Origin of the sequence: Campylobacter sp. IFREMER_LSEM_CL1890 (assembly GCF_025772045.1) — a bacterium.
Taxonomy (GTDB): Bacteria; Campylobacterota; Campylobacteria; order Campylobacterales; family Campylobacteraceae; genus Campylobacter_D; species Campylobacter_D lari_D.
In genome coordinates, this window is sequence record NZ_JAKMRK010000005.1 from 98,594 (window position 1) to 124,974 (window position 26,381).

Genomic DNA, 26,381 nt, shown 5'->3' on the forward strand with positions numbered 1-26,381 from the left:
AATTAGGAACAAAAATATGAAAAAAGTTTATATGATTATTTTTTTAACACTTATTTTTACCGCATGCTCTAATAAAACCCAAGAGCAAAGTGAAATTAATTTAAAAAGCCAAACTCTAATGTATGCACAAAAAATTAATTTTAATTATAAAGATAATAGAGTAGTTGCTTTATTGAGCTATTTAAACCCTGTATTAGATGAAAAAAGTCAAAAAGAAGTTTTTGTACTTAGTTTTTTGCCAAATATCAACATCAAGCAAGAGCAAATTTCAATACTCATAGATGGAGAAAAAACTAATATAAAAACCTTAGATCAAAATGATAAATTATTTAAATATATCATTAAGAGTGATTATGCAAGTTATTACAAAATCACTCTTAATGAATTAGTGCAAAAACCTATTTTAAAACTTGATTTGTGTTTTGAGAATCAGTGTTTTGAGCTAAAGTTTCAAAAAATTTCGAAATCGGTGTATTATCGTTCAGAAGATGCAAATAAACAACATAATTAGCTAAAACTTTCTTAGCATATACCCTGCTTTCTGCATAAGGAACAAGCTCCATTGATAAAAATGGCTCATATTTTCCCGCTCTAAACATATCTTCTCTTTTGAGCATTCTAGTGGTAAATCCTATACCTCCATTATAAGCATAAGCCACAAAAACCGGGGAATTAAGTTTAGATTCTAAATAATCTAAATGATGATTTGCAAAAGTATAAGCTGTTTTTGGTTCAAAAAGCATGTCTTGATCAAAATTTGGAATTTGCAGTTCTTTATTGCCTATATGATTAGCTAAAAATGGGATAAATTGCATAATACCCAAAGCATAAGAAGTTGAAATGGCTGTTGGTATAAAACGACTTTCTTGTCTAGCTAAAGCTAAAATCATAGCTTTTCTTTGCGTGGAATAATCTTTTAAATATTCAAAATAAGGCATAATAAAATAATGTTTTTTAAAACCTTCGGCCCTTTCTTTAATATAGGCATAAATAGCGATATTTTCCTTGGTATAAAAATCTTTTGCAAGTTTTTCTAGCTCATTAGGAGTACCTTTTGCAATTTCTTTTGCGAGCTTTTGCCAAGCAAAAGGATCTTTCATATCAAAATCATTTTTTTGTTTTTTTGGCTTTAATTCTTCTATTTTAGGTAAAGGCAAGCCTTTTAACTCTCTTGCATAAAGACTATAAATATTTAAAGAATCACTTTGAGCAAGCTCATCAATGTACTTTTTATCTTGAGTGATCAAATATAGCCAAAAATTTGCATTATCTACTAAAGGTTTGCTTTTAAAAGTATCTTTTGCTACTTGAAAAAATTCCAATGCTTTTTTATCGTCATTTTCTAAAATAGCATTTACACCTAGATAAAAAGCATTATCTTGAAAAGTTAAATTTGCATCTACATTGACTAGAGATTTTCTTATCAATGGACTTTTTTTCTTAATGATAATTTCTTTTACAAAATTTGTAAATTCTTTTTCTTTAGCTAATTCATTTACAAAATCTTTTTCTAAGAAAAAATCTTTTTTATCTTTTAAGAAATTATAGATTTTATAAAAATTAGCACTATCATAATTTAAAACCGCATAACTTAGAGGATCTTTAGCATCAAAAGCTTCTAAAAGTTTTGTTAAATTTGGATTATCCTGTGGGATATTTTTTTTCATCTCATTACGCACTGAAGCATTAAGATCTTGTATAAAAGTTAAACTATTTAATCTTATAAGCTGACAAGTAGCATTAGCATCTAAGATATTTTGCGTATTAAATTTATAACAAGCTTCATATTCTTTATTATACCCCAAAGGCGGAATAATGGCTTCAATGGCATTTTTAATACGCCCTGCATAACGATAAATATGTTCTTTTAAACCTTCAACTTCTTCTTTTTTAAATTCATTTTTTTCTAATAAACGATATAAATAATAATCCTTAGCTAAAGAATTTGGTCTTTGCTCTAATTCTTTATAAGAATACATTGCACTATTTGCAAAAACCACTCCAGCTAAAAGTAACACTACACTTTTTTTCAACACTTATAAACTTCCTAAAATTAAATTTGATAAAAATATTTGGATAAATTTTAATCCTAAAATAATAATCAAAGGTGCTAAATCAATACTCCCTATAGTAGTAGGAATAAACCTTCTTACAAAAGCATAAGCAGGATTAGTTAAACGATATAAAATTTGCACTATAGGATTATATGGATCAGGCCTTACCCAAGAAATCAATGCTGCAATGATTATAATCCATACATAAATTTCAATAACTAAAGAAAAAATTTGCACCAAAGATACAATCAAACTTGTTCCAACTCCCATTTTACTCCTTTATAATTTCTTTAACAAAAGGCTTAATTAAAGTATAAATTTCACTCATTTCAGGTCCGTGAGTAACTCCTGTTAATACCAAACGCAAAGGCATAAAGAAATTTTTACCTTTTAAATTTGTTTTTTCCATCAAAATCTTTTTAAACTCATCATATTCTTGAGGTAAATCTAAATCTTTTAAAACTTCTTTAATCAACTTACATTCTTTTTCAAATTCATTATAATTTTTAACTGCAAAAATTGCTTGTATTTTTTCTCTTATCTCATTTAGCGTGCTAGCTTCTTGAGTATAAAATTTTGCAAGCTCAGCTACATCTTTGCCTAAATTTAATAAAGAATTTAATTTATCATTATCAAGCATTTTTATATGCTCACGGTTAATTTGCATTAAACGCTTAGTATCAAATCTTGCAGGAGATTTTGAAACTTTTTTCAAATCAAACCATTCTATGGCTTCTTCTAAAGTAAAAATCTCTTTCGGAGTTTTATTACCTAAAAGTATTAAATAATTTGCAATAGCACTTGCTAAATATCCATTATCAAGCATCCATTTTACACTAGAATGAGCCTCTCTTTTGCTCATTTTAACACCTTCTTCATTTAAAATGATAGGCAAATGTGCATAAGTCATGCTTTTATCATAACCCAAACTTGCTCTAATATGTTCTTGCTTAGGAGTATTTGAAACATGATCTTCGCCCCTTATAATACAAGTAACACCTTCTAGCATATCATCAACCGCACAAGCAAAATTATAAGTTGGGGTTTTATCAGCCCTCATAATCACAAAACTATCAATATCTTCAGGATTAAAACCAATCTCACCTTTAATATAGTCTATAAATTTCATTTGCGATTGAGGTTTTTTAAGACGGATTACGAAAGGTTTTTCACAATTTAATACATCAATATCTGCAAGTTTTTCACAAGTACCATCGTATCTATATGCTTGATTTTTACTTTTAGCTAGTTCTTTTTTATGAGCTAATTCATCCTCAGTACAAAAACAAGCAAATGCTTTTTTTTCACTTACTAGCTTTAAAGCCATTTGACGATGAAATTTCAAATTCTCACTTTGTACATAATAATGCTGCCAAGTTATACCAAATTCTTTTAAAATAGCTTTTATTTCTTCTTCTTTTCCAGCTATATTTCTAGCATTATCCGTATCTTCAATACGCAAAATAAAATCAGAATTTTCTTGTCTTGCTTTAATATAATTAAATAAAGCTGCTCTTAAATTTCCAATATGCATATCTCCAGTAGGCGATGGTGCAAACCTATACATTATTTATCCTTTTAAAAAACTTTTTTATCATTATACAATTAAATACTTGCTATTTCTTTTAAGTTCACACAAAATTCACTCAATAGCAATATGATTTCATAAATAATTCAACATAAAGGATAAAAAATGAAATTAAAAATAGCTTTAGCAACATTAGTTACTGCAGGTTTTGTTTTTGCACAAGATATGATTGTAGGAGTTAATGCTTTACCAGCAAATTCTAAAAATTTCATACAAAAACATTTTACAGGTTCAAATATTGCTTTAGTTAAACAAGATATTGATAGCTTTGATGTTTATTTAGACAATGGAACTGAGCTTGAGTTTTTTATCAATGGAGATTGGAAAGAAATCGATGCAAAATACAGACCAATTGATACTTCTTTTTTAAGTCCAAATGTTTTAGCAACGATTAAAAAAATGCACCCAAATGCAAGTATAATTAAAGTTGAAAAAGAAATTCAAGGTTATAAATTCAAACTTAATAATATGATGGAAATTTATACTGATGTAAATGGAAATTTCTTGGGACAAAAATTTGATGATTAGAATTTAAGCTAAGCTTTTTTGCTTAGCTTTTATAAGAATTTAGAGCAAGCTCTTGTATATTATAATTAGCAATTCTCTTGTAAGTAAAGCCTTTTTTCTCTAAAAAATCAAGTAAAATTTTCTCCATTTTTTCTAAAGCATTTAAGACTTCTTTTGAAAGTTCAAAACTCAATGGCTCTATACGCTTTGGTACGCAAGCTAAAATTTGAGTTTTAGGTAAATCTCCCATAAGTTCCATGTATTGTAAAGTTTGAAGCATTTCAACCTCATGCGCACTACCACTCCAATTAACTTTTTTTGGCATTGCATCATAAGGAAAGAAAAAAATATCTCCAATCTTAGCATCATCTGCTGCAATACAATCAATCACAATCATTTCATCATATTCGGCTATAATATAGCTAAGTTGTAAAGCCAAAGTTCCACCATCTACAAAACTCACCGAGTCTTTTTCATGATAAAACTTATAATTTTTTTCTAAAAGTTTGCAAAGATGAACGCCTAAGCCCTCATCTGCAAACATAATATTACCAATACCTAAAACTAGAAGTTTCAACGATTTTCTCTTACAAATTTATAACCGCTAAAGATAGCATCTAAAGCACCATCTTTACCTTTAACTGAGTTAAATACAGCCATATAAATATGCACTGGAACAAAAATCAACACAACCCACATTAAAATTCTATGATAGGTTCTAACATCAGCCAATCCACCTAACATTACCTCAATAGGTCTTAAAATATTATATAAAAATCCACCCAAGCCTTCATGATATACATGCATATAAAGGATTAATCCTGTCAAAATAAGCCCAAACATAACAAGATAAAAGAAAAGGTAAGTTACAAATTGCAAAGGATTATATACACCTTGTAAATGCGGGTGCTTTCCTAGGAAAATGTAAAATTTAATTTGCTCTATCCATAATTTTACATTAAAAATATCTTTTATACTCTTTCTCTCACCATCACTTTTTGAATCAAAAAAGAACAAATATGTTTTAAAAATCACACAAGCTATTAAGATAAAACCAAAAATTTGGTGCACCATGCGGTATTTTGCCTGCATAAATAAAGTCGGTTCAGATGAAATAGAAGGAGCTTGAAATACATAAGAAATATAATATCCAGTTCCCACTAAAATCACGATTGCAACCGCTCTTAACCAATGTGTAAAACGAAGACCGATACTAAATTCGTATTCAGCCTTTCTGTTTGATTTTAAGGAATGTTTAGAATCCATACTAAAGTCCTTTCCTTATAAATTTACATTAACTTTATACTCGCTAAGATTATTACCTTTAGTATCCATTACATGTACTGCACATGCTATACAAGGATCATAAGAGTGAATAGCTCTTATTACTTCTAAAGGCTGTTTAACATCAGCTAGTTTCATACCAATAAGACATTGTTCATAGCTACCACCTACTCCATTTGCATCTTTTGGACTTGCATTCCAAGTAGAAGGAACTACTGCTTGCCAATTTTCAATTACACCATTTTTAATCCTACACCAATGGCTTAACGCACCACGAGGTGCACTTCCCATAAATCTACCTTTGTATTCTTTGTTTTTATCAATTACATAAGTAGTACAAGTGCTTTCATCTGTTTTTAAATTTTCAACCAAAGAATCAAATGCTTTTAAACCATGATCAGCAATAATTTTAGCTTCAATTGCTCTAGCGCCTGTTCTTCCTAAAGTGCTCATAAGTGCTTGAACTGGTAAATTCGTAGCTTTTAAGAAAGAATCAACCGCTTCTACTACAATTTTATTACCCTTAGCATAATTTACTAAAATATTTGCTAATGGCCCAACTTGCATAGGCGAATTTTCATATCTTGGAGCTTTAATCCAGCTATATTTGCCTTTAATATCAAATACCTTACTATGAACCATATTACCTTTATCATCAATGCTTTCACCATCAATTAAGCCTGTATAGTTTGGATTAGTTTTACCATCATAAGGATGTAAAGCTTCATTGTCTGCATACCATGATCTTGTAGCCTCTTCAGTGATTTTAGCTTCATCTACTTCTTCAACCTTACTCAAATCACCATTTCTAATAATACCACCTTCAAACAACCATTCATCACTTGAAATTTGGAATTCTCTCTCAGTATAGAAGTTATTTACCCCTACATCATTTAATACACTTGCTTCTTTAGAGTAAGCTTTAGCTGCCATGATTAAATCCGGATAATAAGCACGATTAATAAAATCAGCTACTTCTTGGAATTTAGTCATATATTCAGCCATTCTTGATGGGTTTAAAAGATCCATAACACAAGTTACACCACCTACTGTTAAACTTTGTGGATGAGGATTTTTAGCACCAAAAATCGCCATAGCTTGAGCTATTGTTCTTTGAATTCTTAAACATTCTAAATAATGCGAAAGTGCAATAAGGTTTTGCTCAGGAGTAAAGCGATAAGTTGCGTGTCCATAATAAGCATTTGCAAATGGTCCAAGATTTCCTTTATCTACAAAGATTTTTAGTCTTTGCTGAACTTCTAAAAGCTTATCTGCACCTGTTGCATAAGGCATATCAGTATATTTAAATGCTTCATCACTTGCTTTTTTTACATCAGCACTTAAAGCACTTACAACATCAACAAAATCAAGACCATGAAGTTGATAAAAATGTACAGGATGATCATGCATGTATAAAGCTGCATTCATTAAAGTTCTAGTTAAAACTGCATTTAGTGGCGGAGTAATACCTAAAGCATTTTCTACTGCGATAATCCCTGCTCTATAATGTGAAAAAGTACAAACACCACAAATTCTTTGAGTTAAAAAGCCTGCATCTCTTGGATCACGACCTTTTACAATAGTTTCAATCCCTCTCCATAAAGTCGATCCTGAATATGCTTCTTTAATGACATTATTTTCATCAACCACTACTTCAACTCTTAAATGTCCTTCTATTCTAGTAAGTGGATCTATAATAATTCTTTTTGACATTTTTAATCCTTATTTTTTTCTAATGAAGCAATTACAGCATGCGCAGCAACAGCTACGCCTGTTACACAAAGCACACCTATACCAATTTTATCTGAAATGCTATCAGCACCCAAGCCATAAACAGTATCAAATAATCTTCCTGCCATCACTTCTTCAAAAGGTCCCATAGTATCCCAAAAATCAGGTTCAGAACAGCCTATACAACCATGTCCTGCTTGGATTGGCCATGAAGTATGTTGATTAAATCTCTCTCTTGAGCAATTATTAAAAGTATAAGGGCCTTTACAACCTACTTTATAAAGACAATATCCTTTTTTTGCTCCCTCATCACCAAATTGTTGCACAAATTCACCCGCATCAAAGCGTCCTCTTCTTTCACAAAGATCATGAATTCTTAACCCATAAGCCCATTTTGGTCTATTGTAGGCATCAAGTGCTGGCAATGTTTGATACAATATGTAATGAATCACATTACCTATAATATTTTTTTCACTTGGAGGACAACCTGGTACATTAATAACTGTTTTATTTGTTACTTTACTTAAGCTTACAGCATTGCTTGGATTAGGTCTAGCAGCTTGGATACCACCAAAAGCCGAACAAGTACCTATAGCAAAAATAGCTAAAGCATCATTACAGGCTTGTTCTGCTAATTGTCTTCCTGTTTTTCCATGTGGTCCTATAGTTAAAAAGTTTTCTGTAGCACCTGTTGGTATACCACCTTCTACCATTAAGATATATCTACCTTTATATTTTTCCATAGCAGCTTCAAGATTATGTTCAGCTTGCCAACCTGCAGCACCCATTATAGTTTCATGATATTCTAAAGAAATATGATCAAAAATCAAACTATCAATGGTAGGAGCATCACTTCTTAATAAACTTTCAGAACATCCTGTACATTCAGCCATATGAAGCCAAATCACTGGAAGTCTATCACTGAGCTCAGCAGCTCTTGCAACTACTGGAGTAAAGCTAGCAGGTAATGCTAAAAATGCAGTCATAGCACTAGCCCATTTCATAAAATCTCTTCTTGAAAAACCTGATTGCTCTAAGGCTTTAGAGATAGAAATCTCATTTTTCAAAAGAGGAAGTTTTTCTAATGCGTCTAAACGGCGATTAAAAATATCTAAATCACTCATTTGTTGTTCCTTAAATTATAGAAATATCATTAAAGATTTTAAAATATTTATTGTTAAGAATAGATAAAAAATGATAATTTTTTAATCAAATATACGAAGTATTTACAATTTAGTATTATTAAGATAATTTTACTCTAAATAAGCAAGTATTACACTTGCTTATTGTTTAACAATGATGATTTCATCATCTTTAGAATCTATAATAATCTCATCATTTTCATTTAATTCATCCGATAATATCATATCACTTAATTTATCTTCTACCATATCATACAAAGCTCTTTTTAATGGTCTTGCGCCAAAATCTACATCAAAACCAACTTTTGCTATTAAACTAGCAGCATTATCACTCAAGCTTGCTTTAATACCCCTATTTTCAAGACTTTTTTGCAAGGTATTAAAAAGTAATTTAACTATTTTTTTAGCTTCACTTTCTCCCAAAGGGTTAAAAGTGATAATATCATCTAAACGATTTAAAAACTCCGGTCTAAAAAAGTTTCTAAGAGCTTCTTTAATAGCTTTTTCTTTTTCTTCGCCCTTTAACTCCATAATAAAATTTGCACCTATATTAGAAGTTAAGATAATGATAGTATTAGTAAAATCAATCGTTACGCCTTTACTATCTGTAGCCCTACCATCATCTAAAATTCCCAAAAGTATATTAAATACATCTTTATGGGCTTTTTCTACTTCATCAAATAAAATCACACTATAAGGCTTTCTTCTAACAGCTTCAGTTAATTCCCCACCTTCTTCATGCCCTATATATCCTGGAGGTGCACCTAAAAGTCTTGATATACTGTGTTTTTCCATAAATTCACTCATATCAAAACGCACCATAGCTTTTTCATCATCAAATAAAAATTTAGCCAAAGCCTTCGCACTTTCTGTTTTACCTACTCCAGTTGGCCCTAAAAATAAAAAGCTTCCTATAGGCTTAGTTGCTTGATTTAACCCTGCTTTGTTACGCTTAATAGCTTTAGCTAAAGCACTCAAAGCCTCATCTTGCCCTATGACGCTTTCTTGTAAATACTCTTGAATATGTAAATATTTTTGTTTTTCAGAAGTGAGCATTTTTTGCACACTAATGCCTGTCCATTTACTTAAAATACCAGCTACTAAATCCTCATCTACTTGATTTTTAAGCAAAACTCCTTCTTGGGTCATTTGTTTCCATTTTTCTTCTAAATTTAAAACCTCTTTTTCGCACTCTAAAATTTTGCCATATTCTATTTCAGCAGCCTTTTGAAAATCTCCTTTATTTTTAGCCAAAATAGCTTCATTTTTTAAAGTATCGATTTCTTTTTTCTTTGCACTTATGCCATTAAATACTGCTTTTTCATTTTCAAATTTGGCATTAAGTTTGATTTGCTCTTCTTTTAAATTTGCTAATTCTTTTTTAATCTCTTCCAATCTTTTTTCATTAGCTTCATTTTCTTCCATTTTTAAAGCTTCATTTTCTACTTCCAAACTTTCAATTTGCTTTCTAACCTTTCTTAAAGAATTTGGCTCACTTTCTATTTGCATTTTTAATTCCGCTGCAGCCTCATCAATTAAATCAATCGCTTTATCAGGTAAAAATCTATTAGCTATATAACGCTTAGATAGCTTTGCAGCTGCCACTAAAGCACTATCATTAATAGTTACATTATGATGAATTTCTAATTTTTCTTTTATACCTCTAAGCATAGCCAAAGCTTCATTTACACTAGGTTCAGCTACATTTACAGGCTGAAATCTTCTTTGTAAAGCTGCATCTTTTTCAAAATATTTTCTATATTCTTTTAAGGTTGTAGCACCTATAGTATGAAGCTCACCTCTTGCTAAAGCAGGTTTTAAAATATTTGCTGCATCCATGCTCCCTTCATTTGCACCTGCACCTACAATGGTGTGAATTTCATCTATAAATAAAATTACATTCTTATGTTTTATTACTTCATTTACAACTGCTTTTAATCTATCTTCAAATTCACCTCTGTATTTTGCCCCTGCTATTAAAGCACTCATATCTAAAGCTATAACTTTTTTATTTTGCAACGAAGTAGGAACATCTTTTTTTACTATCCTTTGTGCTAAAGCTTCCACCACAGCAGTTTTTCCTACCCCTGGCTCACCTAATAAAATAGGATTATTTTTAGTTTTTCTGATTAAAATTTGCATTAATCTTTGAATTTCTTCTTCCCTACCTATAATAGGATCAAGCTCATTGTTTTTAGCTTTCATAGTCAAATCAATACCAAATTTAGATAAAGAATCAAGTGTTTCATCACTTGTTTTAGTTTCTATTTTAGCTCCTGCTCTAATGAATTCTAATTCTTTTTTAAACTCATTTAAATCTACAAATTTAGACAAAAGTTCCTTAATAACCCCGCTAGCACTTTCTGAAACAAGCCACATATCCACAGCTAAATAGCTATCTTTATTTTCTAAAGCCAAGCCTTTTGCTTTTTCTAAAGAATTAATAAATTCATTTGAAAATTTAATATTGTCTTTATTTACATTTGAGCTAGTAGGAAAAGATGAAATTTTACTTTTTACTTCTAACTCAAATGCCTCTTTAGAAACATTTAATTTATTAAAAACTTGATTAAGCAAACTGGAGCTATCAACACTTAAAGCCCATAATAAATGCAAAGGTTTTATTTCACTATTCTTAGAATGAATGGCCAAAGAAATTGCACTTTCTATATTTGAAAGCATAGAATCTGTTAAAAAATCTTGTATATTTGCCATTTTTACTCCTTTTTACTTTTATATGAAGTGTATTATATAACTTTAGTCTATTATTGTCAAGTTTATTTAGTTATATTTATAAATAATTTTTTATATATATACACTAATATCATAAAAATATTTACTTTATTTACGATTTTTTAAGCAAAAATAACTAAAATTAGATAATTATTTTATGAATTCATATTTATTTTGGAGTTTTTCCTTTGAAGACAAAAAGAAATCTTATTATCGCAGCTAGCATTTGTAGTTTAATAACCGCTTCTTTTATTTTTACTAACTTGCAAGCTAAAAATCCCGCTCCTAGCGAAGCAGAAAAAAAAATAGAAGCTTTATCTAAACTTACAAGAACTATGTCTATCATAGAACAATATTATGTTGATGATGTTAATTATACAGATTTGGTTGATAAATCCATAGCAGGTTTGCTTACAAATTTAGATGCCCACTCTTCCTTCTTAGATGAAAAAGGTTATAAAGAACTTAAAGAACAAACTAATGGGGAATTTGGTGGACTTGGCTTTACTATTACCCAAAAAGATGGAGCAATTAGTGTTGTAGCTCCTATAGAAGGAAGTCCAGCGGATAAAGCAGGTATTAAAACTGATGATATTATCTTAAGAATTAATAATGAATCGACTTTAGGTATGACTTTAAATGAAGCTGTTTCTAAAATGCGTGGAGAGCCTAAAACAAAGGTTACTCTAACTATTTATAGAAAAGGCGATGCAAAGCCATTTGATGTAAATTTAAAAAGAGATATCATAAAAGTAGATAGTGTTTATACAAAATTAATTGAAAATGAAAATTTACTTTATTTAAGAGTGACTAATTTTGATAAAAATGTTGTAGATGAAGCTAGTAAAGCGATCAAAAAACATTCTAATACAAAAGGAATTATACTAGATCTTAGAACCAATCCAGGCGGTATTTTAAATCAAGCAGTGGGTTTAGTAAATCTTTTTGTAGATAAAGGAGTAATCGTTTCACAAAAAGGTAAAATTGAAAGCGAGAATGTAGAATTTAAAGCAAATCCTAGTAAAAAAATCACCAATGCACCTTTAGTAGTGCTTGTAAATGGTGGTAGTGCAAGTGCAAGCGAGATTGTAAGTGGGGCTTTGCAGGATTTTAAACGCGCTATTATCATAGGAGAAAAAACCTTTGGAAAAGGTAGTGTGCAACTTATATTACCTATGGATGAAAAAGGCAAAGAAGGCTTGAGACTTACTATAGCAAAATATTATTTACCAAGTGGTAGAACTATACAAGCTGTTGGAGTTAATCCTGATATAGAAGTATTTCCAGGAAAAGTAAGTAAAGAAGAAAATCACGGCTTTGAAATCAAAGAAAGTGATCTTAAAAAACACTTACAAGCTGAACTAGATAAAATCGGACATCAAGAAAAGAAAAAAGACAACAAAGAAGATAAAAATATCATTACCAAAGAACAAATTAATAATGACATACAACTAAAAACCGCAATAGATGCGATTAAAATTTTAAACATTACAAAAGGAGAGTAAAATGGCTATGAAATTAGATCTTTTATATGAAGGAAAAGGTAAAAAAATGTTTAAAACTGATGATGAGAATTTGCTCATCACAGAATTTAAAGATGATTTAACAGCTTTTAATGCAGAAAAAAAGGGTAATGAAGCAGGAAAAGGTGCATTAAATTGTAAAATTAGTACTGAAATTTTTCATCTCTTAGAAAAAGAAGGCATTAAAACCCATCTAGTAGAAACCATCAGCGAAAAAGAACAAATTGTTAAAAAATGTAATATTATACCCATTGAAGTTATTACTAGAAATGTAGCTACAGGATCTTTAACAAAAAGATTAGGCATTAAAGAAGGCACGATTTTACCTTTTGCTGTAGTTGAGTTTTGTTATAAAAATGATGATTTAGGTGATCCTATCATCAATGATGAGCATTGTTTGATTTTAAATCTAGTAAAAAGTGAAAAAGATTTAGAATTAATCAAAAATACCGCAAGACATATCAATTCTATTCTAGTAAAATTCTTTGAATCTAAAGGTTTAAGATTGATTGACTTTAAATTAGAATTTGGTATTGATAATGAAGGAAATATGATCTTAGCTGATGAAATTAGTCCTGATAGCTGTAGATTTTGGGATAGCAAAACTAATGAAAAATTAGACAAAGATCGCTTTAGACAAGACTTGGGTAATATAAAAATGGCTTACAAAGAAGTCTTAAAAAGAATTTTAAGTTAGGAAAAATAATGAAAGTAACTATAAATATCACACTCAAAAATGGGGTTTTAGATCCTCAAGGCAAAGCCATAGAAAAGGCTTTGTATTCTTTGGATTTTAATAATATTGCAAATGTTAAAACCTCAAAACAAATTAGTTTTGATATAGCTTGTGATGATGAAGAAGAAGCTTTTAAACAAGTTGATTTAATGTGTAAAGAATTACTTGCAAATACTGTGATAGAAGATTATGAGATAATATTATGAAAGTAGCTATTATTCGTTTTCCTGGAACTAATTGTGAGTTTGATACAGCTTATGCCTTTGAAAAATTAGGGGTAAAAACTGAAATCATTTGGCATGAAAGACAAGATTTTAGTGCAGATTTAATCGTATTACCTGGAGGTTTTTCTTATGGAGATTATTTAAGATGTGCTGCTATTGCAAAACTTGCTCCTGCTATAAAAACACTTAAAGAGCATGTTCAAAAGGGTGGATATGTTCTAGGCATATGTAACGGCTTTCAAATTTTATTAGAACTTGAACTTTTAAAAGGAGCTATGAAACATAACAATAGTTTAAGTTTTATTTCTAAAATGCAAGCATTGCAAGTAGTATCAAATAATAATGCTTTTTTGAAAAATTTTCAAAAAAATGATATCATAGAATTACCTATTGCCCATGGAGAAGGAAATTATTTTAATAGCGAAGATGGTATTAAAATGCTAGAAGATAAAGATATGATCTTACTAAGATATATCAACAATCCAAATGGCTCTTTAAACGATATAGCAGGAATTTGCGATGAAAATAAAAAAGTCTTTGGATTAATGCCACATCCTGAAAGAATGTGCGATGATATTCTTGGATCAAAAGTAGGACTTAAAATGTTTGAAGGATTTTTAAATTGCTAAAAATCTTCAAATTTTTTTGTCTTTTTTTACTAACTTTTAACTTATATGCTCAAGAAAATAGTGTTTTTGAAGATTATAACACTTTAGAAAAAAATTACAATCAATTAGATGATCAAGCTAAGCAAATTTATCAAACCATCGCTCCAAGTGATGAGAGTAATTATGAAAGTAAAATCGATGATGAAAATTTCATCCCTCAAGGTTCTTTAGTATTAAACGCAAAAGAATACACTGATGAAGCTTTCATAGATGAAGCTTTTGCTATAGATCTTGAGGTTATTACCACAACTAATGTGAGTTTTGATTTAAATGTGAGTTTTGAAAAAAGTGATGATATGCTTTGGATCAATCCTAATCCTATTTGGGAACAAAAGGCTAATTCATATCATACAAAATTATGGTTTGAAGCTAAAAGTTTAAATGCTAGTTTAAACAAAATCATCGTTTCATTAAGTAGAAATGATCATATTTTTCAAAGCTCATCATTAATTATAAAGCCCATTAAACTTAAAAAAATCGATGCTCCTTCTAATAAATACTCACATATAGTTGCAAGCAATTTGGAAGTTAAACAAGTAAAAGCGAGTAGTTTTGATAATGATAGTATAATTTTATTTATAGAACTTGCGGGAGAAAACACAAATCTAGCAAGTTTTAACATAAAAGATATCCAAAAACAAGGTGTAGAGGCTATTAAAGGCGATTTTGAAAAACAAAGTGGATTTTATTATGCTATTTTAGATAAAAGTAAAACGCGTTTTGATTTTTCTTACTTTAATTTAAATTCTAAAGAATTAAAAGATTTTTCCTTAAAAATAGAACTTAAAGAAGATAGTATAAGTACACAAAGTGATTTAAATCCAAAAACTAATGATTTTAATTTTTACAAACAAGTTTTTTTATGGAGCTTGTGTGGTATTTTCGCTTTATGGTTTGTATTTAAAAAAAGCTACACAGCTTTAGGTTTGGCAATTTTGGCTCTAATAGCAAGTTTTTTAGCTCAAAATAACATATATAAAGCTATATTAAAAGCTGAAAGTAAAGTGCAAATTTTACCAACTCTAAACTCAACTCATTTTTATTCTGGGAAATACAAACAAGAAGTAGAAGTGTTAGATTCAAGAGATGAATACAGAAAAATTTTATTTAATAATGGAAAAATAGGCTGGGTGAAAAGTGAAGATTTATCAAAGATTTAAAGCTTTAATATTTTGGGTAGAATTTATTTTATCTATTATATTTTTATGTATTGCCTTTTTATTATTGCAATCGCAAGAAAAAATTTGGAAAATCAGAAAAGTATGGTCAAAACTGCAAAAATATGTAATAAACTATAAAATTCAAACCCAAGGTTTTATACACCCTCAAGCTAATTTGCTTTTAATCAATCATCAAAGCTTGCTAGATATAGTTGTTTTGGAAGATTTATGCCCAAAAAATATATCTTGGATAGCTAAAAAAGAACTAGGCGAACTCCCTGTTTTTAAAACTTTGATTAAAAAACCAAAAATTATTTGTATAGATAGAAGTCCAAAAGGCCTAGTAAAGCTTTTAAAAGAAGCCAAAGAAAGATTAAACGAGGATAGAATTTTAGCCATTTTTCCAGAAGGCACAAGATCTAAAACACAAAAACTTTTAAAATTTAAAGTCGGAGCTAAAATTTTAAGTGAAAAACTTAAGTTAAAAGTCCAGCCTGTGGTAATTATTGATTCAGCTAAAATTTTAGACACCCAAAATTTTAGCGCAAATAGTGGTGTTTTAAAAGTGGTATTTCTAGATCTTGTTGATACAAGTAAAGATGATTGGCTTGAGCAAACTAGAGAAAAAATGCAAACAATCTTAGATAGCGAAAGGTCACAAGCTTGATTGGTACGATTTTAGCTGTAGGTTTTGGAGGCTTTTTAGGGGCCATATCCAGAATGCTTACTAGCAACTTTTTTAATAAAATCATTCCTCATAACTTTCCTTATGGGACATTAATGGTCAATATAATAGGATCATTTTTAATAGGTTTATTTTTTTCTTATGCAAATTCTAAAGGTGTGCATATTTTTACTAAAAATTTAATTAGCACTGGTTTTTTGGGTGCCTTTACAACTTTTTCAACTTTTTCTTATGAAAATTTGTTATTTTTGCAAAATGGTGATTATTTTCACTTTTTTATAAATATTATTTTAAATGTTATCCTTTGTCTTTTGGCAGTATGGATTGGTTTTTTAATTTTTAAATAAAGGAGATATAAATGCAATTTCAAACTGAAGTTAATCAACTTTTACAACTTATGATTCATTCTTTGTATTCTAACAAAGAAATTTTTTTAAGAGAGCTTATTTCTAATGCAAGTGATGCACTTGATAAACTTAGTTATTTAAGCGTGAGTGATGATGCTTATAAAAATTTAAAATTTGAGCCAAAAATTCAAATTAATTTCAATCAAGAAGCAAAAACCTTAACTATAAGTGATAATGGTATAGGTATGAATAAAGACGATTTAATCAATCATCTTGGAACCATTGCTAAAAGTGGCACAAAAAGCTTTTTAGAGAACTTAAGTGGTGATGCCAAAAAAGACTCTCAACTTATAGGACAATTTGGTGTAGGCTTTTACTCTGCTTTTATGGTAGCTTCTAAAATAGAAGTTTTAAGCAAAAAAGCATTAGATGATAAAGCTTATCTTTGGACTTCTGATGCTAGTGGCTATGAAATAGAAGATGCAAATAAAGATGAACAAGGCACTTGCATAACCTTGCATTTAAAAGATGAAGAGTTTTTAAACTCATACCGCATTGAAAGCATAGTAGAAAAATATTCAAATCATATACAATTTCCTATTTTCATGGAAAAAGAAGAATATTTACCACTAGAAGAAGGTGAAAAAGAACCTAAAAAAGAATTAAAAAACACTCAAATTAATACAGCAAGTGCCTTATGGAGACAAAATAAAGCAAATTTAAAAGCTGAGGATTATGAAAGATTTTATGAACAAAACTTCCATGATTCAAACAAACCTATGCTTTATATCCACACAAAAGCTGAAGGTTCTATAGAGTACAATTCTTTATTCTTTATACCTGCACAAGCTCCATTTGATCTTTATAGAGTAGATTATAAAAGTGGTTTAAAACTTTATGTTAAAAGAGTTTTTATAAGCGATGATGATAAAGAATTATTACCAACTTATCTAAGATTTGTGCGTGGGATTATTGATGTAGAAGATTTACCGCTTAATGTTAGTCGTGAAATCTTACAAGAAAATAAAATCTTAAAAAGCGTTCAAGAAGCAAGTGTTAAAAAAATCCTAGCTGAACTTAAAAAATTCAAAGAAAAAGATAAAGAAAATTATCTTAAATTCCATGAAAATTTTGGAAAAGTTTTAAAAGAAGGTTTATATGGTTTTGGCGAAAATAAAGACGCTATAGCTAAGCTTTTATATTTTAAAAACTCAAATAAAGAAGAATTAATTGATCTTGAAGAGTATAAACAAAACCTAGCTGAAGGTCAAAATGAAATTTTTTATATTAGCGGAAAAAATGAAAAACTTTTAAGAAATTCTCCGCTTCTTGAAAGCTATAAACAAAAAAATATCAATGTTTTATTACTTGATGAGGAAATTGATACCATAGTTATGCCTATGATGAATGAATTTGAAGGTTTAAAATTTAGCGCTATTAACCATCTAGCTAGTGAAGAAACTAGCGAAGAACAAAAGGCTGAATTTGCAAGCTTACTCATCAAAATAAAAGAAGTTTTAAAAGATGAAGTTGAAGAGGTAAAACTTAGCCAAAGACTTTCAAATAGTCCAAGTTGTATTGTTTATGATCAAAATAAACCTGATTTTGCTATGCAACAAATTCTTAAACAAATGGGACAAGAACAGCAAGTTAAACCTATACTTGAAATCAATCCTAATCATGAAATTTTAAAAGCCTTAAAAGAAAATGATACTTTAGCTAATGAAATGGCACATATTCTTTTAAATATGGCTAAGCTTAGTGAAGGTATGGGTATAGACAACCCTAGCGAATTTAACAATGCTTTAAGTAAAATCGTTTCCAAGGCTTTAGAAAAATGAAAAATATAGCTATTTCTAAAGATATTTTGCACGAATTTTGCATTATAGATGTAAGAACTCCTAGCGAATGGAAAAATGGGGTTATAAAAGAAGCTATACTCATCGCACTTTGCGATGATAATGGCTTTATGAATGAAAACTTTATCCAAGAGTTTAAAGAAAAAGTAGATTATCAAAATAAAAATATAGCCTTTGTGTGCGCTACAGGCTCAAGAAGCAAACATACTGCTATGATGATAGAAGATGCTCTAGGTATAGAATGTACTAATTTAGATGGTGGCATGGTAGCGCTTTTATCACAAGGTTATGAAGCAACAAAAGAAGGTTGATTATGAAAAAAATATTTTTATCTTTAATGCTTTGTACTAGTTTTGTTTTAGCAGAAGTTAAAAATATCGATATTAACGCAGGAATTTTAGAAAATTATCAAGTAATTGATGTTAGAAAACCTAGTGAATGGGTACAAACTGGTACTATAAAAAATGCCATTAAAATTAGCTTTTACAATGAAGATGGCAGTATAAATAAAAATTTCGTCGAGGAAATTAAAAAGATTTCAAGTAAAAAACCTATCGCTATAGTTTGCAGAAGTGGAGCAAGAAGTGCTAAGGCTTCTGCTTTACTAGATCAAAATGGCATAGAAGTTACTGATTTAAAAGGTGGTATGAATGCACTTTTATCACAAGGTTATGAAACCTCAAAATAAGTCTAACTAGACTTATTTTTTCTTTGGTCTAAACACAGAAATTACTTCTTCATTATTTTCAATATAAACTCCACCTATCAAATCTACGCAATAAGGAATAGCAGGAAATATAGGTTCAATACATTCTCTTATAGCTTTTGGATTACCCGGTAAGTTAATAATTAATGATTTTCCTTTTATACCTGCACTTTGTCTTGAAAGTATAGCCGTTGGTACATATTCTAAGCTTTTTGCACGCATTAACTCCCCAAAACCTGGAAGCATTTTATCACACACTGCTTGTGTTGCCTCTGGTGTCACATCACGCAAAGCAGGCCCCGTACCTCCTGTAGTAAAAATCAAATCACATTTTACTTCATCTGCCAAATAAGCTAATTTTTCTATGATTAAATCATACTCATCAGGAATTAGCTCATAATAAAAGCTTTTTTCATTTTTTATATAAGAATCTAAAATTTTTTCTATCTCTACTCCGGATTTATCCTCATAAACTCCGCTACTTGCTCTATCTGAAAGTACTAAAATTCCTATTTTTACCATTTTCACTCCATTATGATTTTTTCTATATCTTGTTTGTCTATTTTTTCATTTTCTAAAAGAATACTAGCTAATCTCACTACTTTTTCTTTCATTAATTCTAAAAATTCTTTCACTTCTTGCTTTTGCTCTTGTAATAAACCCTCATTTGCCATGGCGAAAGTTTCCATAAAAACGAGCAATTCTTTAACCTTTAAAAGATCACTTTGTGCATTAGTGTAACTTTCATTAAAAATAAGCTCCATAGCAACTGAACCTGCTAAAAAAACTTTTATTTTATTTAATAATTCTGATTTTGATTTGATAGTATTTTCATATTCTTTAAACCTATCTTCAATTAGGGTAATTTTTTCAAATTTAACATCAAAATAAAAAGCACACAAGGCTTTAGCTGCTTGATATGTGGCTTGAATTTTTCTTTCCTTGTCGCTTAGAGAAAAAATCTTTTTTTTACCCATTAAAACTTTATTAAGCACTGCAAAAAAATCATTTTCTTCTATTAAATCTGATTTTCTTCTTATAGCATTAATAGCCGCTTCATTAACTAAAGTCTCCAAGGCAGCTCCACTAAAACCCACACTAGCTTTTGCAATTTTTTCTAAATCTACGCTAGATTTTTTTTCTTTCATATAATTTTGCAAAATATGCATTCTATCTTTAAAATCAGGCAAAGATATAAAAATTCTTCTATCAAAACGCCCTGATCTTAGTAACGCATTATCCATAAGGTCGATTTTATTTGTAGCAGCCATCACTATAACACCACTATTATCTTCAAATCCATCCATTTGAGTTAAAAGTTGATTTAGCGTATTATCTCTTTCTACATTGGAAAAATCCCCTCTACTTTTACCAACTGCGTCAATTTCATCTATAAAAATAATACTTGGAGCTTTTGATTTAGCTTTTAAAAAAAGCTCTCTAACTCTTTTTGCGCCCATACCTACATAAATTTCTACAAAACTAGCCCCACTTTGATAAAAAAATGGCACTCCAGCTTCACCTGCTACTGCTTTTGCTATCAAGGTTTTACCTACTCCAGGAGGGCCTACTAGCAAAACGCCTTTTGGCATTTTCACGCCAAAATCTTTATATTTTTGAGGATTTTTTAAAAAATCAACGATTTCCAAAAGCTCCACCTTAGCCTCATCAACCCCTGCTACATCTTTAAATTTAACTTCACTTACTACATCTTGTATGGTATTATTTTGTTCATTTTTTTCTAAAATATTTTTTTCTAAAGAAAGTAAATTTTGCCTATCTTTGTTTTTTTTATTAAGAAAGAGTAAAAAGCTTATGAGAAAAGCAAGTAAAATAAATATCAAAAAAAACTCACTCAAATCATAATCTTTAGCATATTCTAAAGGAATTTTTTGCCACAAAGCATTTAAATCCACTACATCTTTAGCGATTAAAAAATTTCCTTCTTTGCTTTTTAATAATATTTCATTATTTTCTACTATAGCCTTTTGGATTAAATTTTGTTCTAAAAGCTCTTCATAAGCAGCCTTGCTAATATAATCTGGTTGATTTTTTAAAAATGCAATCAATATAAAAACACAAAGCAATAAAAATGAAGCCAAGATAATCTTTTTATTTTTCATCCTCTAACCTTAAATAGTTACAATCTTCTTTGCATTCATATTTTTCAATACTTATCCATTGTTTAGCAATATCTTCTTTGCTTGTAATTTTGATTTTATTAAAAAATTGATCATAGCCTTCATAAAAACCATCTTTTTTACTCTCGACTAAAATTTCTAAAATATTTTTTTGGTTTTTTCTAAACTCATAATTATTTTGTGCGACTATATCTTTTAAAATATTTAATCTTTCTTTGGCTATATCACCATTAATTCGCTCACTCATAGAAGCAGAATGCGTTCCATCGCGTGGTGAGAAAATAAAAGCATGAATATGTGTGAGTTTAAATTGTTTGAAATTTTCTAAAGCTTCTTGCCATATCAACTCACTTTCCCCAGGATGTGCTACGATAAAGTCTGTTCCTAAAGCAAAACCCTTTTGATTTAACTCATTAAACAATGCTAAATCATTTTGCGTGTGTGATCTTCTACGCATAATGCGTAGCATTTTCTCATGAGTGTGTTGCAGGGCAATATGTAAATGCTTTTCAAGCCAAGGTTCATCTAAAATTTCTTTAAAACTCTCATCAATTTGAGCAGGCTCTAAACTCCCAAGTCTTACTCTTTTTATACCATTAATCTTGCCTATTTCTTGCAGTAATTTTCCAAGTGTAGTTTTATCTTTTAAACCATAACTTCCTATATTAGTACCCGTTAAAACTACTTCACTATAACCATTTTGAGCCAAAAGTTTGATTTGTTTTATTATTTCCTCGCTTGGCATGCTTCTTGATTTACCTCTAACACTTGGGATTATGCAATAACTACAAGCAAAGTCACATCCTTCTTGAATTTTTACAAAAGCTTTAGTGTGATTTTCATAATTACTTACGATTTTTGTATCGATAAAGCGTAAATTTCCAAGCTCATAAAAGGCTTTATCCTGTGAGATTAACTCGTTAATTTTATCTTTATTAGAAGCTCCTAAAACTCCAAAAATTTCTTTTTTATTAAAAAAATCCTTTCCCTTGCTTACAGCACCACAGCCTGTAAGTATAACCTTAACTCCATTTTTTTTTACACTATTAATATAACTTCTAAGCCCACTATCAGCACCATTTGTAACCGTGCAAGAATTTATCACTATCACATCAGCTTCTTGTTCATTTTGTGTGACAATATGATCTTTAATATAAGTTTTTAATAATTGCGTATCATAAATATTAGTTCTACAACCAAAAGTTTTAAAATATACCTTTTTTTTCAAATATCTTCCTTATTTTCTATAAATTCATGTTTTGCCATATATAAATTTTGCGATGGATAGGCTATTTTTATATCATCATGTTTATTAAATTCATTGATAATTTCTTTACTTATATTACTTCTTAAAACCAAGGCCGCATAAGAATTTGTCATATACCAAGCAGAAATTCTCATACCATAACCTTCTAAAAATGTAAAAAACCTAGGTTCTACTTTAGGATTTCTAATGCTGTATTCATTTCTTAATTTATTCATGGATTCTTTTGCAATTTTTGTATAGCCTTTGGAAGCTTTTATAACGATTTCTTCTACTATATCTAAGGCTTTTTGATGATTTGAATCAAAAGTTAAAGTAATATCAAGTCCATCCCAAATTGTTTTCATCCCATGATGAGTATAATTTGATATAAGATTGGTAAAAATAAAATTATTTGGTATGAAAATTATCCTACCACTTCTTCGATTATCTGTATAAGTTAGTAAAGATATATCTTCATACAAAGTTATTCTTAGAAACGAAATATCAATTATATCGCCGATATAATGTGTATTGTTTTGAAAAACTCTCACCCTATCGCCCACTCTAAAACTTCCACCAAAAACTATCACACACCAACCAAGCATAGACATAAACATATCTTTCATAGCAATAGCCAAACCAGCAGAAGCAAAACCAAGCACAGTAACTAAATAGCTAATATTTTCAATATATCCAAAAAGCAAGATTAAAACAATTACATTGATATTAATAAAATTAATGATTTTATTTGCTGTATAAAAGCGATCATTATCACCTATATATTTTCTAGCTATAAATTTGAGTAAAAATGCTATGGCTACAACTATAACAATAGCCAAAACTATATTGAAAGCTCTTACACCCTGAATTTTAATTGAAGCTGTCGTTTTTTCAATCTCTTCTTGAATTTTTTTCTCATACACAGAATAAGAAATTTCTCCAAAACGCAGAGTTTGTGAAAAATCTCTAACCATCTGATTGGATATTTTTAAATATTCATCATGCTCTTTATTAGAAGATAATTTAGCTATTTCAGCTACTAAAACATTTTCTTTTATAAGCTCATCTAAAGTTTGCTTAAAACTATTTAAAAGATTGACATATTCTTCTTTGTCGCGTCTTAATTTTTTTATATGTGAGTATGCTGAAATAATAGCTAAAGGATTAGTTAGCTTATCTATTTTATCAACTTCTTCAGGTGCCAAAACCATCTTAGAAAAATTTGCACTTTTATACTCACTTAAAAGCTCTAGTCTTTCTTTTAAAATTAAAATTTGTCTTTCTATAATGCTTTTATTGCGTTCATTAGCTTTTAAACTTTCTTTTTCTAAAGCCAAAATTTCATCTTGAGTTTTTCTGTAAATGTTAAAATTATTATATTTAATTATCCAAGTATTATATGCTAAATTATTATGTAATTCATTTAATTTTTGTTCTAAATGCTCTATATCATCTTGCGCTAAAAGTAATGTAAAGGGTAAGAGCAAAATCAATATAATTTTTTTCATGCAAACACCTCTAAAGTGTGTAAAATATCTTCTTTAGATATATCATTTTTTATACAAGCTTTTCCTAAACCACAAGCTAAAACAAAATTAATCTTTTGAAAATGTGTTTTTTTATCTAAGAAAAAGGCATTATAAAACTCTTCTATATTTGAAATTTTATAAGATATGGGTAATTTAAATTTCACAAGCAATTTTTGTACTCTTTGGCATTCTTGCTCGCTTAATAACCCCAAATTTAAAGCTAGAATATTTGCCATGTTCATACCTATAGCCACGGCTTCACCATGTAAGTACTTTTTATATCCTGTTTGATTTTCTATAACATGAGCAAAAGTATGACCATAATTTAAAAGCATTCTTAAGCCACTTTCTTTTTCATCTTGTGAAACCACATTAGCTTTAAGTTCTATACTTTTTTGGATGATTTGAGCTAAAATAATATCATCTAATTTAATATTAAAAATTTTATCCTCGTCCAAATTTTCCAAAAAAGATAAAATTGCTTCATCAAAAACCACAGCCATTTTAATAAATTCAGCCATACCCGCAGCTAGCTCTCTTGAAGGTAAAGTTTTTAAAAATTCACTCTCACAATACACTGCTTTTGGCTGATAAAAAGTGCCTATTAAGTTTTTACCAAATTTATTATTCACCCCGGTTTTACCACCCACACTTGCATCCACACAAGCTAGTAAAGTTGTTGGGATATTGATAAATTCTATCCCTCTTTGATATATACTTGCTACAAAACCACCCATATCAGAGATCACCCCACCACCAAAGCTTATGAGTAAGCTTTTTCTATCTAGCTTATAAGTACACATTTGATCTAAGATATATTCTATAGTTTGTAAATTTTTATACTCTTCGCCATCTTTGATTTTTATAACAAAAAGTTCTTTAGCATGAATTTTTTTCAAAAGTGTATCCAAATGTAGTTTTGCAACTAATTCATTAGTTAAAATCACTACTTTAGTATCAAAATTTAATTTTTCTAACTCATTTATATAGACATTATAACTTGTATTTTTATCTAAATTTACCTTAACTTGCATTCTTTTCTCACAATGATGGTATAAACAATTGATAATTTTTATTCATCTTATAATATATCGTATTTAAATCCGTTTTTAAAATTTTATTGAAATTGTTTCCTAAAATTTTTTCATTAAATGGTATAAAATGCAATATATTTTGTTTGTAAGAAAATTTATTGATAGGATTATGTTCTTTTTCTTCTATCAAAAGTAATTTTTCATCATGAAGTTTTGAAAGGCTTTCAAAATACTGATGATATTCAAAAATTTCGGCTTTATTTAATTTTAAAGCATAGTAATACAAGGCAAGGCCTAGTTGAATTTGCTTGTTAAAATCAAGCATAATAGAAGCAATACCCTCTACATCTTCAAAATTTGAACTTAAAACTACAGAAGATTTTAAATCTGCAAAATCCCCTTTACCTGCTTTTAACACAGGAAGTTTTAAAGTAAAAAGAAAACTTTTTTCTTTTTCAAAAAGATAATCCTCCACCACTAGCAAACCTATGCTAGTATTTTCCACAAAAGGTTTAATGTTTTTTATATTTGTGCTTTCAAAGTCAAATATCACTTCAGTGCTATTTTTATGCAAGGATTTAAGTTTATAATACATAGGAGTTAAAGTAGGATTAATCACCTTAAAATAAAGTTTTTTGCTATTGATTCTTACATGCAAAAGCAAGCTTGCAAAAATAAGCTTTTCTATAGCAAACTCACTCATTTTTTTCATATCTATAATACAAAGTATATTATCTCCAAAAGGCGATGGAAAGCGTCCTAAGCTTGTTTTAACATTAGTAAAAACACTTTGCAAAACTTTAGGATCACCTACGATTAAAATGCTATCATTTGGCATTAAAATAAGCCCAGGTCTTGCCAGAATAAATTCATTATTTCTATAAACCATTACAATTTTAAAGCGTTTTTGACTAATAGAGCTTATGTGCCTATAAGCAAAGCTTGATCCTGCAGGAATTTTAACTTCCATAATCTCACCTTGTCCAAGCCCTATAAATTGTGCCATTGAAGGCATATTATCCAAACAACCTGTCAATCTTGTACTTAAAGTATCATAAATATTAATTACTTCACAAAAATTATCATCAATTTGGCTATTCCACAAATCCATAATAACTATATTTAATCTTGGGTATAATTTTCTTAAATTTTTATAGCAAGCTAATGTATCTGCTTCTTCTTGCATATAAATAATAGCTTGATGAAAATTTTCTTTTAATAAATTTTCTAGCTTAATCAAACTCGTAGGATCAAATTTAAAAAAAGAAATTTGTTCATTCTCTAAGTCTAAGTCTACGCTATCATCATTATAATACACAACACTCAAAGACTCTTTGAAGGTTTTGTTATTATAAATTTTCTTTAAAAAATCTTTCGCAAAAGGTCCATCAGCTAGTAATAAAATCTTATTCATTCACACCTCTAAAATATAAAGTATAATTATAGCAAAGTTATAGTTTATATTTTAAAGTTTTTATTTTTTC

26 protein-coding genes are annotated in these 26,381 nt (G+C 29.2%); 12 read left to right on the forward strand and 14 right to left on the reverse strand.

The window, feature by feature from the left end; translation table 11 throughout:
• The first annotated feature begins 16 nt into the window (after positions 1–16).
• On the forward strand, positions 17–511 hold the full coding sequence (locus L8W57_RS03910; RefSeq protein WP_133318928.1) for a hypothetical protein: 495 nt from the start codon (positions 17–19) through the stop codon (positions 509–511).
• Here the strand turns inward: L8W57_RS03910 and L8W57_RS03915 are convergent.
• From L8W57_RS03915 to gltX, 3 genes are read right to left on the reverse strand one after another with little or no spacing between them, the layout of a single operon-like run.
• Positions 399–2,036, reverse strand: coding sequence for a lytic transglycosylase domain-containing protein (locus L8W57_RS03915; RefSeq protein ID WP_133318929.1), 1,638 nt, complete (start codon positions 2,034–2,036; stop codon positions 399–401). The two genes, L8W57_RS03910 and L8W57_RS03915, sit on opposite strands and share 113 nt — an antisense overlap.
• Positions 2,037–2,324 carry a YggT family protein gene (locus L8W57_RS03920; protein ID WP_012661430.1) on the reverse strand — a complete coding sequence of 96 codons (288 nt, stop codon included), beginning with the start codon at positions 2,322–2,324 and terminating at the stop codon, positions 2,037–2,039.
• A 1-nt stretch (position 2,325) separates the two neighbouring features.
• The gene (gene gltX / locus L8W57_RS03925; RefSeq protein WP_133318930.1) at positions 2,326–3,621 is read right to left on the reverse strand and encodes a glutamate--tRNA ligase; all 1,296 of its coding nucleotides are present in this window, start codon (positions 3,619–3,621) and stop codon (positions 2,326–2,328) included.
• Positions 3,622–3,747: 126 nt separating this feature from the next.
• Here gltX and L8W57_RS03930 point away from each other — a divergent pair, with 126 nt between their 5' ends.
• A complete protein-coding gene (locus L8W57_RS03930; RefSeq protein WP_133318931.1) occupies positions 3,748–4,170 on the forward strand; it encodes a PepSY-like domain-containing protein in 423 nt (140 codons plus the stop codon).
• Between the two features lie 22 nt (positions 4,171–4,192).
• On the opposite strand, the gene L8W57_RS03935 is transcribed toward L8W57_RS03930, so the two are convergent.
• The 5 genes from L8W57_RS03935 to L8W57_RS03955 all read right to left on the reverse strand — a co-directional run bounded on the left by L8W57_RS03935 (position 4,193) and on the right by L8W57_RS03955 (position 11,021).
• Entirely contained in the window at positions 4,193–4,726 is a 534-nt protein-coding gene (locus L8W57_RS03935; RefSeq protein ID WP_133318932.1) for a HyaD/HybD family hydrogenase maturation endopeptidase, read from the reverse strand.
• A complete protein-coding gene (gene cybH / locus L8W57_RS03940; protein WP_133318933.1) occupies positions 4,723–5,415 on the reverse strand; it encodes a Ni/Fe-hydrogenase, b-type cytochrome subunit in 693 nt (230 codons plus the stop codon). The genes L8W57_RS03935 and cybH overlap by 4 nt, the downstream gene beginning before the upstream one ends.
• Before the next feature lie 15 nt (positions 5,416–5,430).
• Complete coding sequence (locus L8W57_RS03945; RefSeq protein ID WP_133318934.1) at positions 5,431–7,146, reverse strand: nickel-dependent hydrogenase large subunit; 1,716 nt, start codon at positions 7,144–7,146, stop codon at positions 5,431–5,433.
• 2 nt (positions 7,147–7,148) lie between these two features.
• On the reverse strand, positions 7,149–8,288 hold the full coding sequence (locus L8W57_RS03950) for a hydrogenase small subunit (protein WP_133318935.1): 1,140 nt from the start codon (positions 8,286–8,288) through the stop codon (positions 7,149–7,151).
• A gap of 159 nt (positions 8,289–8,447) precedes the next feature.
• Positions 8,448–11,021, reverse strand: a complete 2,574-nt coding sequence (locus L8W57_RS03955) for an ATP-dependent Clp protease ATP-binding subunit (protein WP_263662035.1) — start codon at positions 11,019–11,021, stop codon at positions 8,448–8,450.
• A 206-nt stretch (positions 11,022–11,227) separates the two neighbouring features.
• On the opposite strand from L8W57_RS03955, the gene L8W57_RS03960 reads away from it, so the two are divergent.
• From L8W57_RS03960 to L8W57_RS04005, 10 genes are read left to right on the forward strand one after another with little or no spacing between them, the layout of a single operon-like run.
• Positions 11,228–12,544: a S41 family peptidase gene (locus L8W57_RS03960; RefSeq protein WP_318529479.1), complete on the forward strand. Its 1,317-nt coding sequence runs from the start codon at positions 11,228–11,230 to the stop codon at positions 12,542–12,544.
• Positions 12,545–12,551: 7 nt separating this feature from the next.
• Positions 12,552–13,259: a phosphoribosylaminoimidazolesuccinocarboxamide synthase gene (gene purC, locus L8W57_RS03965; protein WP_263662047.1), complete on the forward strand. Its 708-nt coding sequence runs from the start codon at positions 12,552–12,554 to the stop codon at positions 13,257–13,259.
• A gap of 8 nt (positions 13,260–13,267) precedes the next feature.
• Positions 13,268–13,504, forward strand: a complete 237-nt coding sequence (gene purS, locus L8W57_RS03970; protein ID WP_263662036.1) for a phosphoribosylformylglycinamidine synthase subunit PurS — start codon at positions 13,268–13,270, stop codon at positions 13,502–13,504.
• On the forward strand, positions 13,501–14,151 hold the full coding sequence (gene purQ / locus L8W57_RS03975) for a phosphoribosylformylglycinamidine synthase subunit PurQ (protein ID WP_263662037.1): 651 nt from the start codon (positions 13,501–13,503) through the stop codon (positions 14,149–14,151). The genes purS and purQ overlap by 4 nt, the downstream gene beginning before the upstream one ends.
• The gene (locus L8W57_RS03980) at positions 14,145–15,350 is read left to right on the forward strand and encodes a hypothetical protein (protein WP_243705620.1); all 1,206 of its coding nucleotides are present in this window, start codon (positions 14,145–14,147) and stop codon (positions 15,348–15,350) included. The genes purQ and L8W57_RS03980 overlap by 7 nt, the downstream gene beginning before the upstream one ends.
• Positions 15,328–16,017: a lysophospholipid acyltransferase family protein gene (locus L8W57_RS03985; RefSeq protein WP_133318940.1), complete on the forward strand. Its 690-nt coding sequence runs from the start codon at positions 15,328–15,330 to the stop codon at positions 16,015–16,017. Before L8W57_RS03980 ends, L8W57_RS03985 begins: the two co-directional genes overlap by 23 nt.
• Positions 16,014–16,382: a fluoride efflux transporter CrcB gene (gene crcB / locus L8W57_RS03990; protein WP_133318941.1), complete on the forward strand. Its 369-nt coding sequence runs from the start codon at positions 16,014–16,016 to the stop codon at positions 16,380–16,382. The genes L8W57_RS03985 and crcB overlap by 4 nt, the downstream gene beginning before the upstream one ends.
• Before the next feature lie 11 nt (positions 16,383–16,393).
• Positions 16,394–18,223 carry a molecular chaperone HtpG gene (gene htpG / locus L8W57_RS03995; RefSeq protein WP_263662039.1) on the forward strand — a complete coding sequence of 610 codons (1,830 nt, stop codon included), beginning with the start codon at positions 16,394–16,396 and terminating at the stop codon, positions 18,221–18,223.
• Positions 18,220–18,552 (forward strand): rhodanese-like domain-containing protein, encoded by a 333-nt coding sequence (locus tag L8W57_RS04000; protein WP_263662040.1) that lies wholly within the window; start codon positions 18,220–18,222, stop codon positions 18,550–18,552. The genes htpG and L8W57_RS04000 overlap by 4 nt, the downstream gene beginning before the upstream one ends.
• Positions 18,553–18,554: 2 nt before the next feature.
• Positions 18,555–18,929 carry a rhodanese-like domain-containing protein gene (locus L8W57_RS04005; RefSeq protein WP_263662041.1) on the forward strand — a complete coding sequence of 125 codons (375 nt, stop codon included), beginning with the start codon at positions 18,555–18,557 and terminating at the stop codon, positions 18,927–18,929.
• 12 nt (positions 18,930–18,941) lie between these two features.
• Here L8W57_RS04005 and mog read toward each other — a convergent pair whose 3' ends face one another.
• The 6 genes from mog to L8W57_RS04035 are packed head-to-tail and all read right to left on the reverse strand — an operon-like array spanning position 18,942 to position 26,311.
• Positions 18,942–19,469 carry a molybdopterin adenylyltransferase gene (mog, locus tag L8W57_RS04010; RefSeq protein WP_257928160.1) on the reverse strand — a complete coding sequence of 176 codons (528 nt, stop codon included), beginning with the start codon at positions 19,467–19,469 and terminating at the stop codon, positions 18,942–18,944.
• Positions 19,470–19,471: 2 nt separating this feature from the next.
• Positions 19,472–21,070, reverse strand: coding sequence for an AAA family ATPase (locus L8W57_RS04015; RefSeq protein ID WP_133318945.1), 1,599 nt, complete (start codon positions 21,068–21,070; stop codon positions 19,472–19,474).
• Entirely contained in the window at positions 21,060–22,316 is a 1,257-nt protein-coding gene (mtaB, locus tag L8W57_RS04020; protein WP_133318946.1) for a tRNA (N(6)-L-threonylcarbamoyladenosine(37)-C(2))-methylthiotransferase MtaB, read from the reverse strand. Before mtaB ends, L8W57_RS04015 begins: the two co-directional genes overlap by 11 nt.
• Complete coding sequence (locus L8W57_RS04025) at positions 22,313–23,842, reverse strand: mechanosensitive ion channel family protein (protein ID WP_263659670.1); 1,530 nt, start codon at positions 23,840–23,842, stop codon at positions 22,313–22,315. The genes mtaB and L8W57_RS04025 overlap by 4 nt, the downstream gene beginning before the upstream one ends.
• Positions 23,839–24,897, reverse strand: coding sequence for a 3-dehydroquinate synthase (gene aroB / locus L8W57_RS04030; RefSeq protein ID WP_263662044.1), 1,059 nt, complete (start codon positions 24,895–24,897; stop codon positions 23,839–23,841). The genes L8W57_RS04025 and aroB overlap by 4 nt, the downstream gene beginning before the upstream one ends.
• A 7-nt stretch (positions 24,898–24,904) precedes the next feature.
• Positions 24,905–26,311 carry a COG3400 family protein gene (locus L8W57_RS04035; RefSeq protein ID WP_263662045.1) on the reverse strand — a complete coding sequence of 469 codons (1,407 nt, stop codon included), beginning with the start codon at positions 26,309–26,311 and terminating at the stop codon, positions 24,905–24,907.
• Positions 26,312–26,381: the final 70 nt, after the last annotated feature.

Excerpts from the sequence above, each read along its gene's own strand:
- L8W57_RS03910 (WP_133318928.1), top strand. The coding sequence starts at position 17 with ATGAAAAAAGTTTATATGATTATTTTTTTAACACTTATTTTTACCGCA.
- L8W57_RS03920 (WP_012661430.1), bottom strand. The coding sequence starts at position 2,324 with ATGGGAGTTGGAACAAGTTTGATTGTATCTTTGGTGCAAATTTTTTCT.
- gltX (WP_133318930.1), bottom strand. The coding sequence starts at position 3,621 with ATGTATAGGTTTGCACCATCGCCTACTGGAGATATGCATATTGGAAAT.
- L8W57_RS03930 (WP_133318931.1), top strand. The coding sequence starts at position 3,748 with ATGAAATTAAAAATAGCTTTAGCAACATTAGTTACTGCAGGTTTTGTT.
- cybH (WP_133318933.1), bottom strand. The coding sequence starts at position 5,415 with ATGGATTCTAAACATTCCTTAAAATCAAACAGAAAGGCTGAATACGAA.
- L8W57_RS03945 (WP_133318934.1), bottom strand. The coding sequence starts at position 7,146 with ATGTCAAAAAGAATTATTATAGATCCACTTACTAGAATAGAAGGACAT.
- L8W57_RS03950 (WP_133318935.1), bottom strand. The coding sequence starts at position 8,288 with ATGAGTGATTTAGATATTTTTAATCGCCGTTTAGACGCATTAGAAAAA.
- L8W57_RS03955 (WP_263662035.1), bottom strand. The coding sequence starts at position 11,021 with ATGGCAAATATACAAGATTTTTTAACAGATTCTATGCTTTCAAATATA.
- purC (WP_263662047.1), top strand. The coding sequence starts at position 12,552 with ATGAAATTAGATCTTTTATATGAAGGAAAAGGTAAAAAAATGTTTAAA.
- purS (WP_263662036.1), top strand. The coding sequence starts at position 13,268 with ATGAAAGTAACTATAAATATCACACTCAAAAATGGGGTTTTAGATCCT.
- purQ (WP_263662037.1), top strand. The coding sequence starts at position 13,501 with ATGAAAGTAGCTATTATTCGTTTTCCTGGAACTAATTGTGAGTTTGAT.
- htpG (WP_263662039.1), top strand. The coding sequence starts at position 16,394 with ATGCAATTTCAAACTGAAGTTAATCAACTTTTACAACTTATGATTCAT.
- L8W57_RS04000 (WP_263662040.1), top strand. The coding sequence starts at position 18,220 with ATGAAAAATATAGCTATTTCTAAAGATATTTTGCACGAATTTTGCATT.
- L8W57_RS04005 (WP_263662041.1), top strand. The coding sequence starts at position 18,555 with ATGAAAAAAATATTTTTATCTTTAATGCTTTGTACTAGTTTTGTTTTA.
- mog (WP_257928160.1), bottom strand. The coding sequence starts at position 19,469 with ATGGTAAAAATAGGAATTTTAGTACTTTCAGATAGAGCAAGTAGCGGA.
- L8W57_RS04015 (WP_133318945.1), bottom strand. The coding sequence starts at position 21,070 with ATGAAAAATAAAAAGATTATCTTGGCTTCATTTTTATTGCTTTGTGTT.
- L8W57_RS04025 (WP_263659670.1), bottom strand. The coding sequence starts at position 23,842 with ATGAAAAAAATTATATTGATTTTGCTCTTACCCTTTACATTACTTTTA.
- aroB (WP_263662044.1), bottom strand. The coding sequence starts at position 24,897 with ATGCAAGTTAAGGTAAATTTAGATAAAAATACAAGTTATAATGTCTAT.
- L8W57_RS04035 (WP_263662045.1), bottom strand. The coding sequence starts at position 26,311 with ATGAATAAGATTTTATTACTAGCTGATGGACCTTTTGCGAAAGATTTT.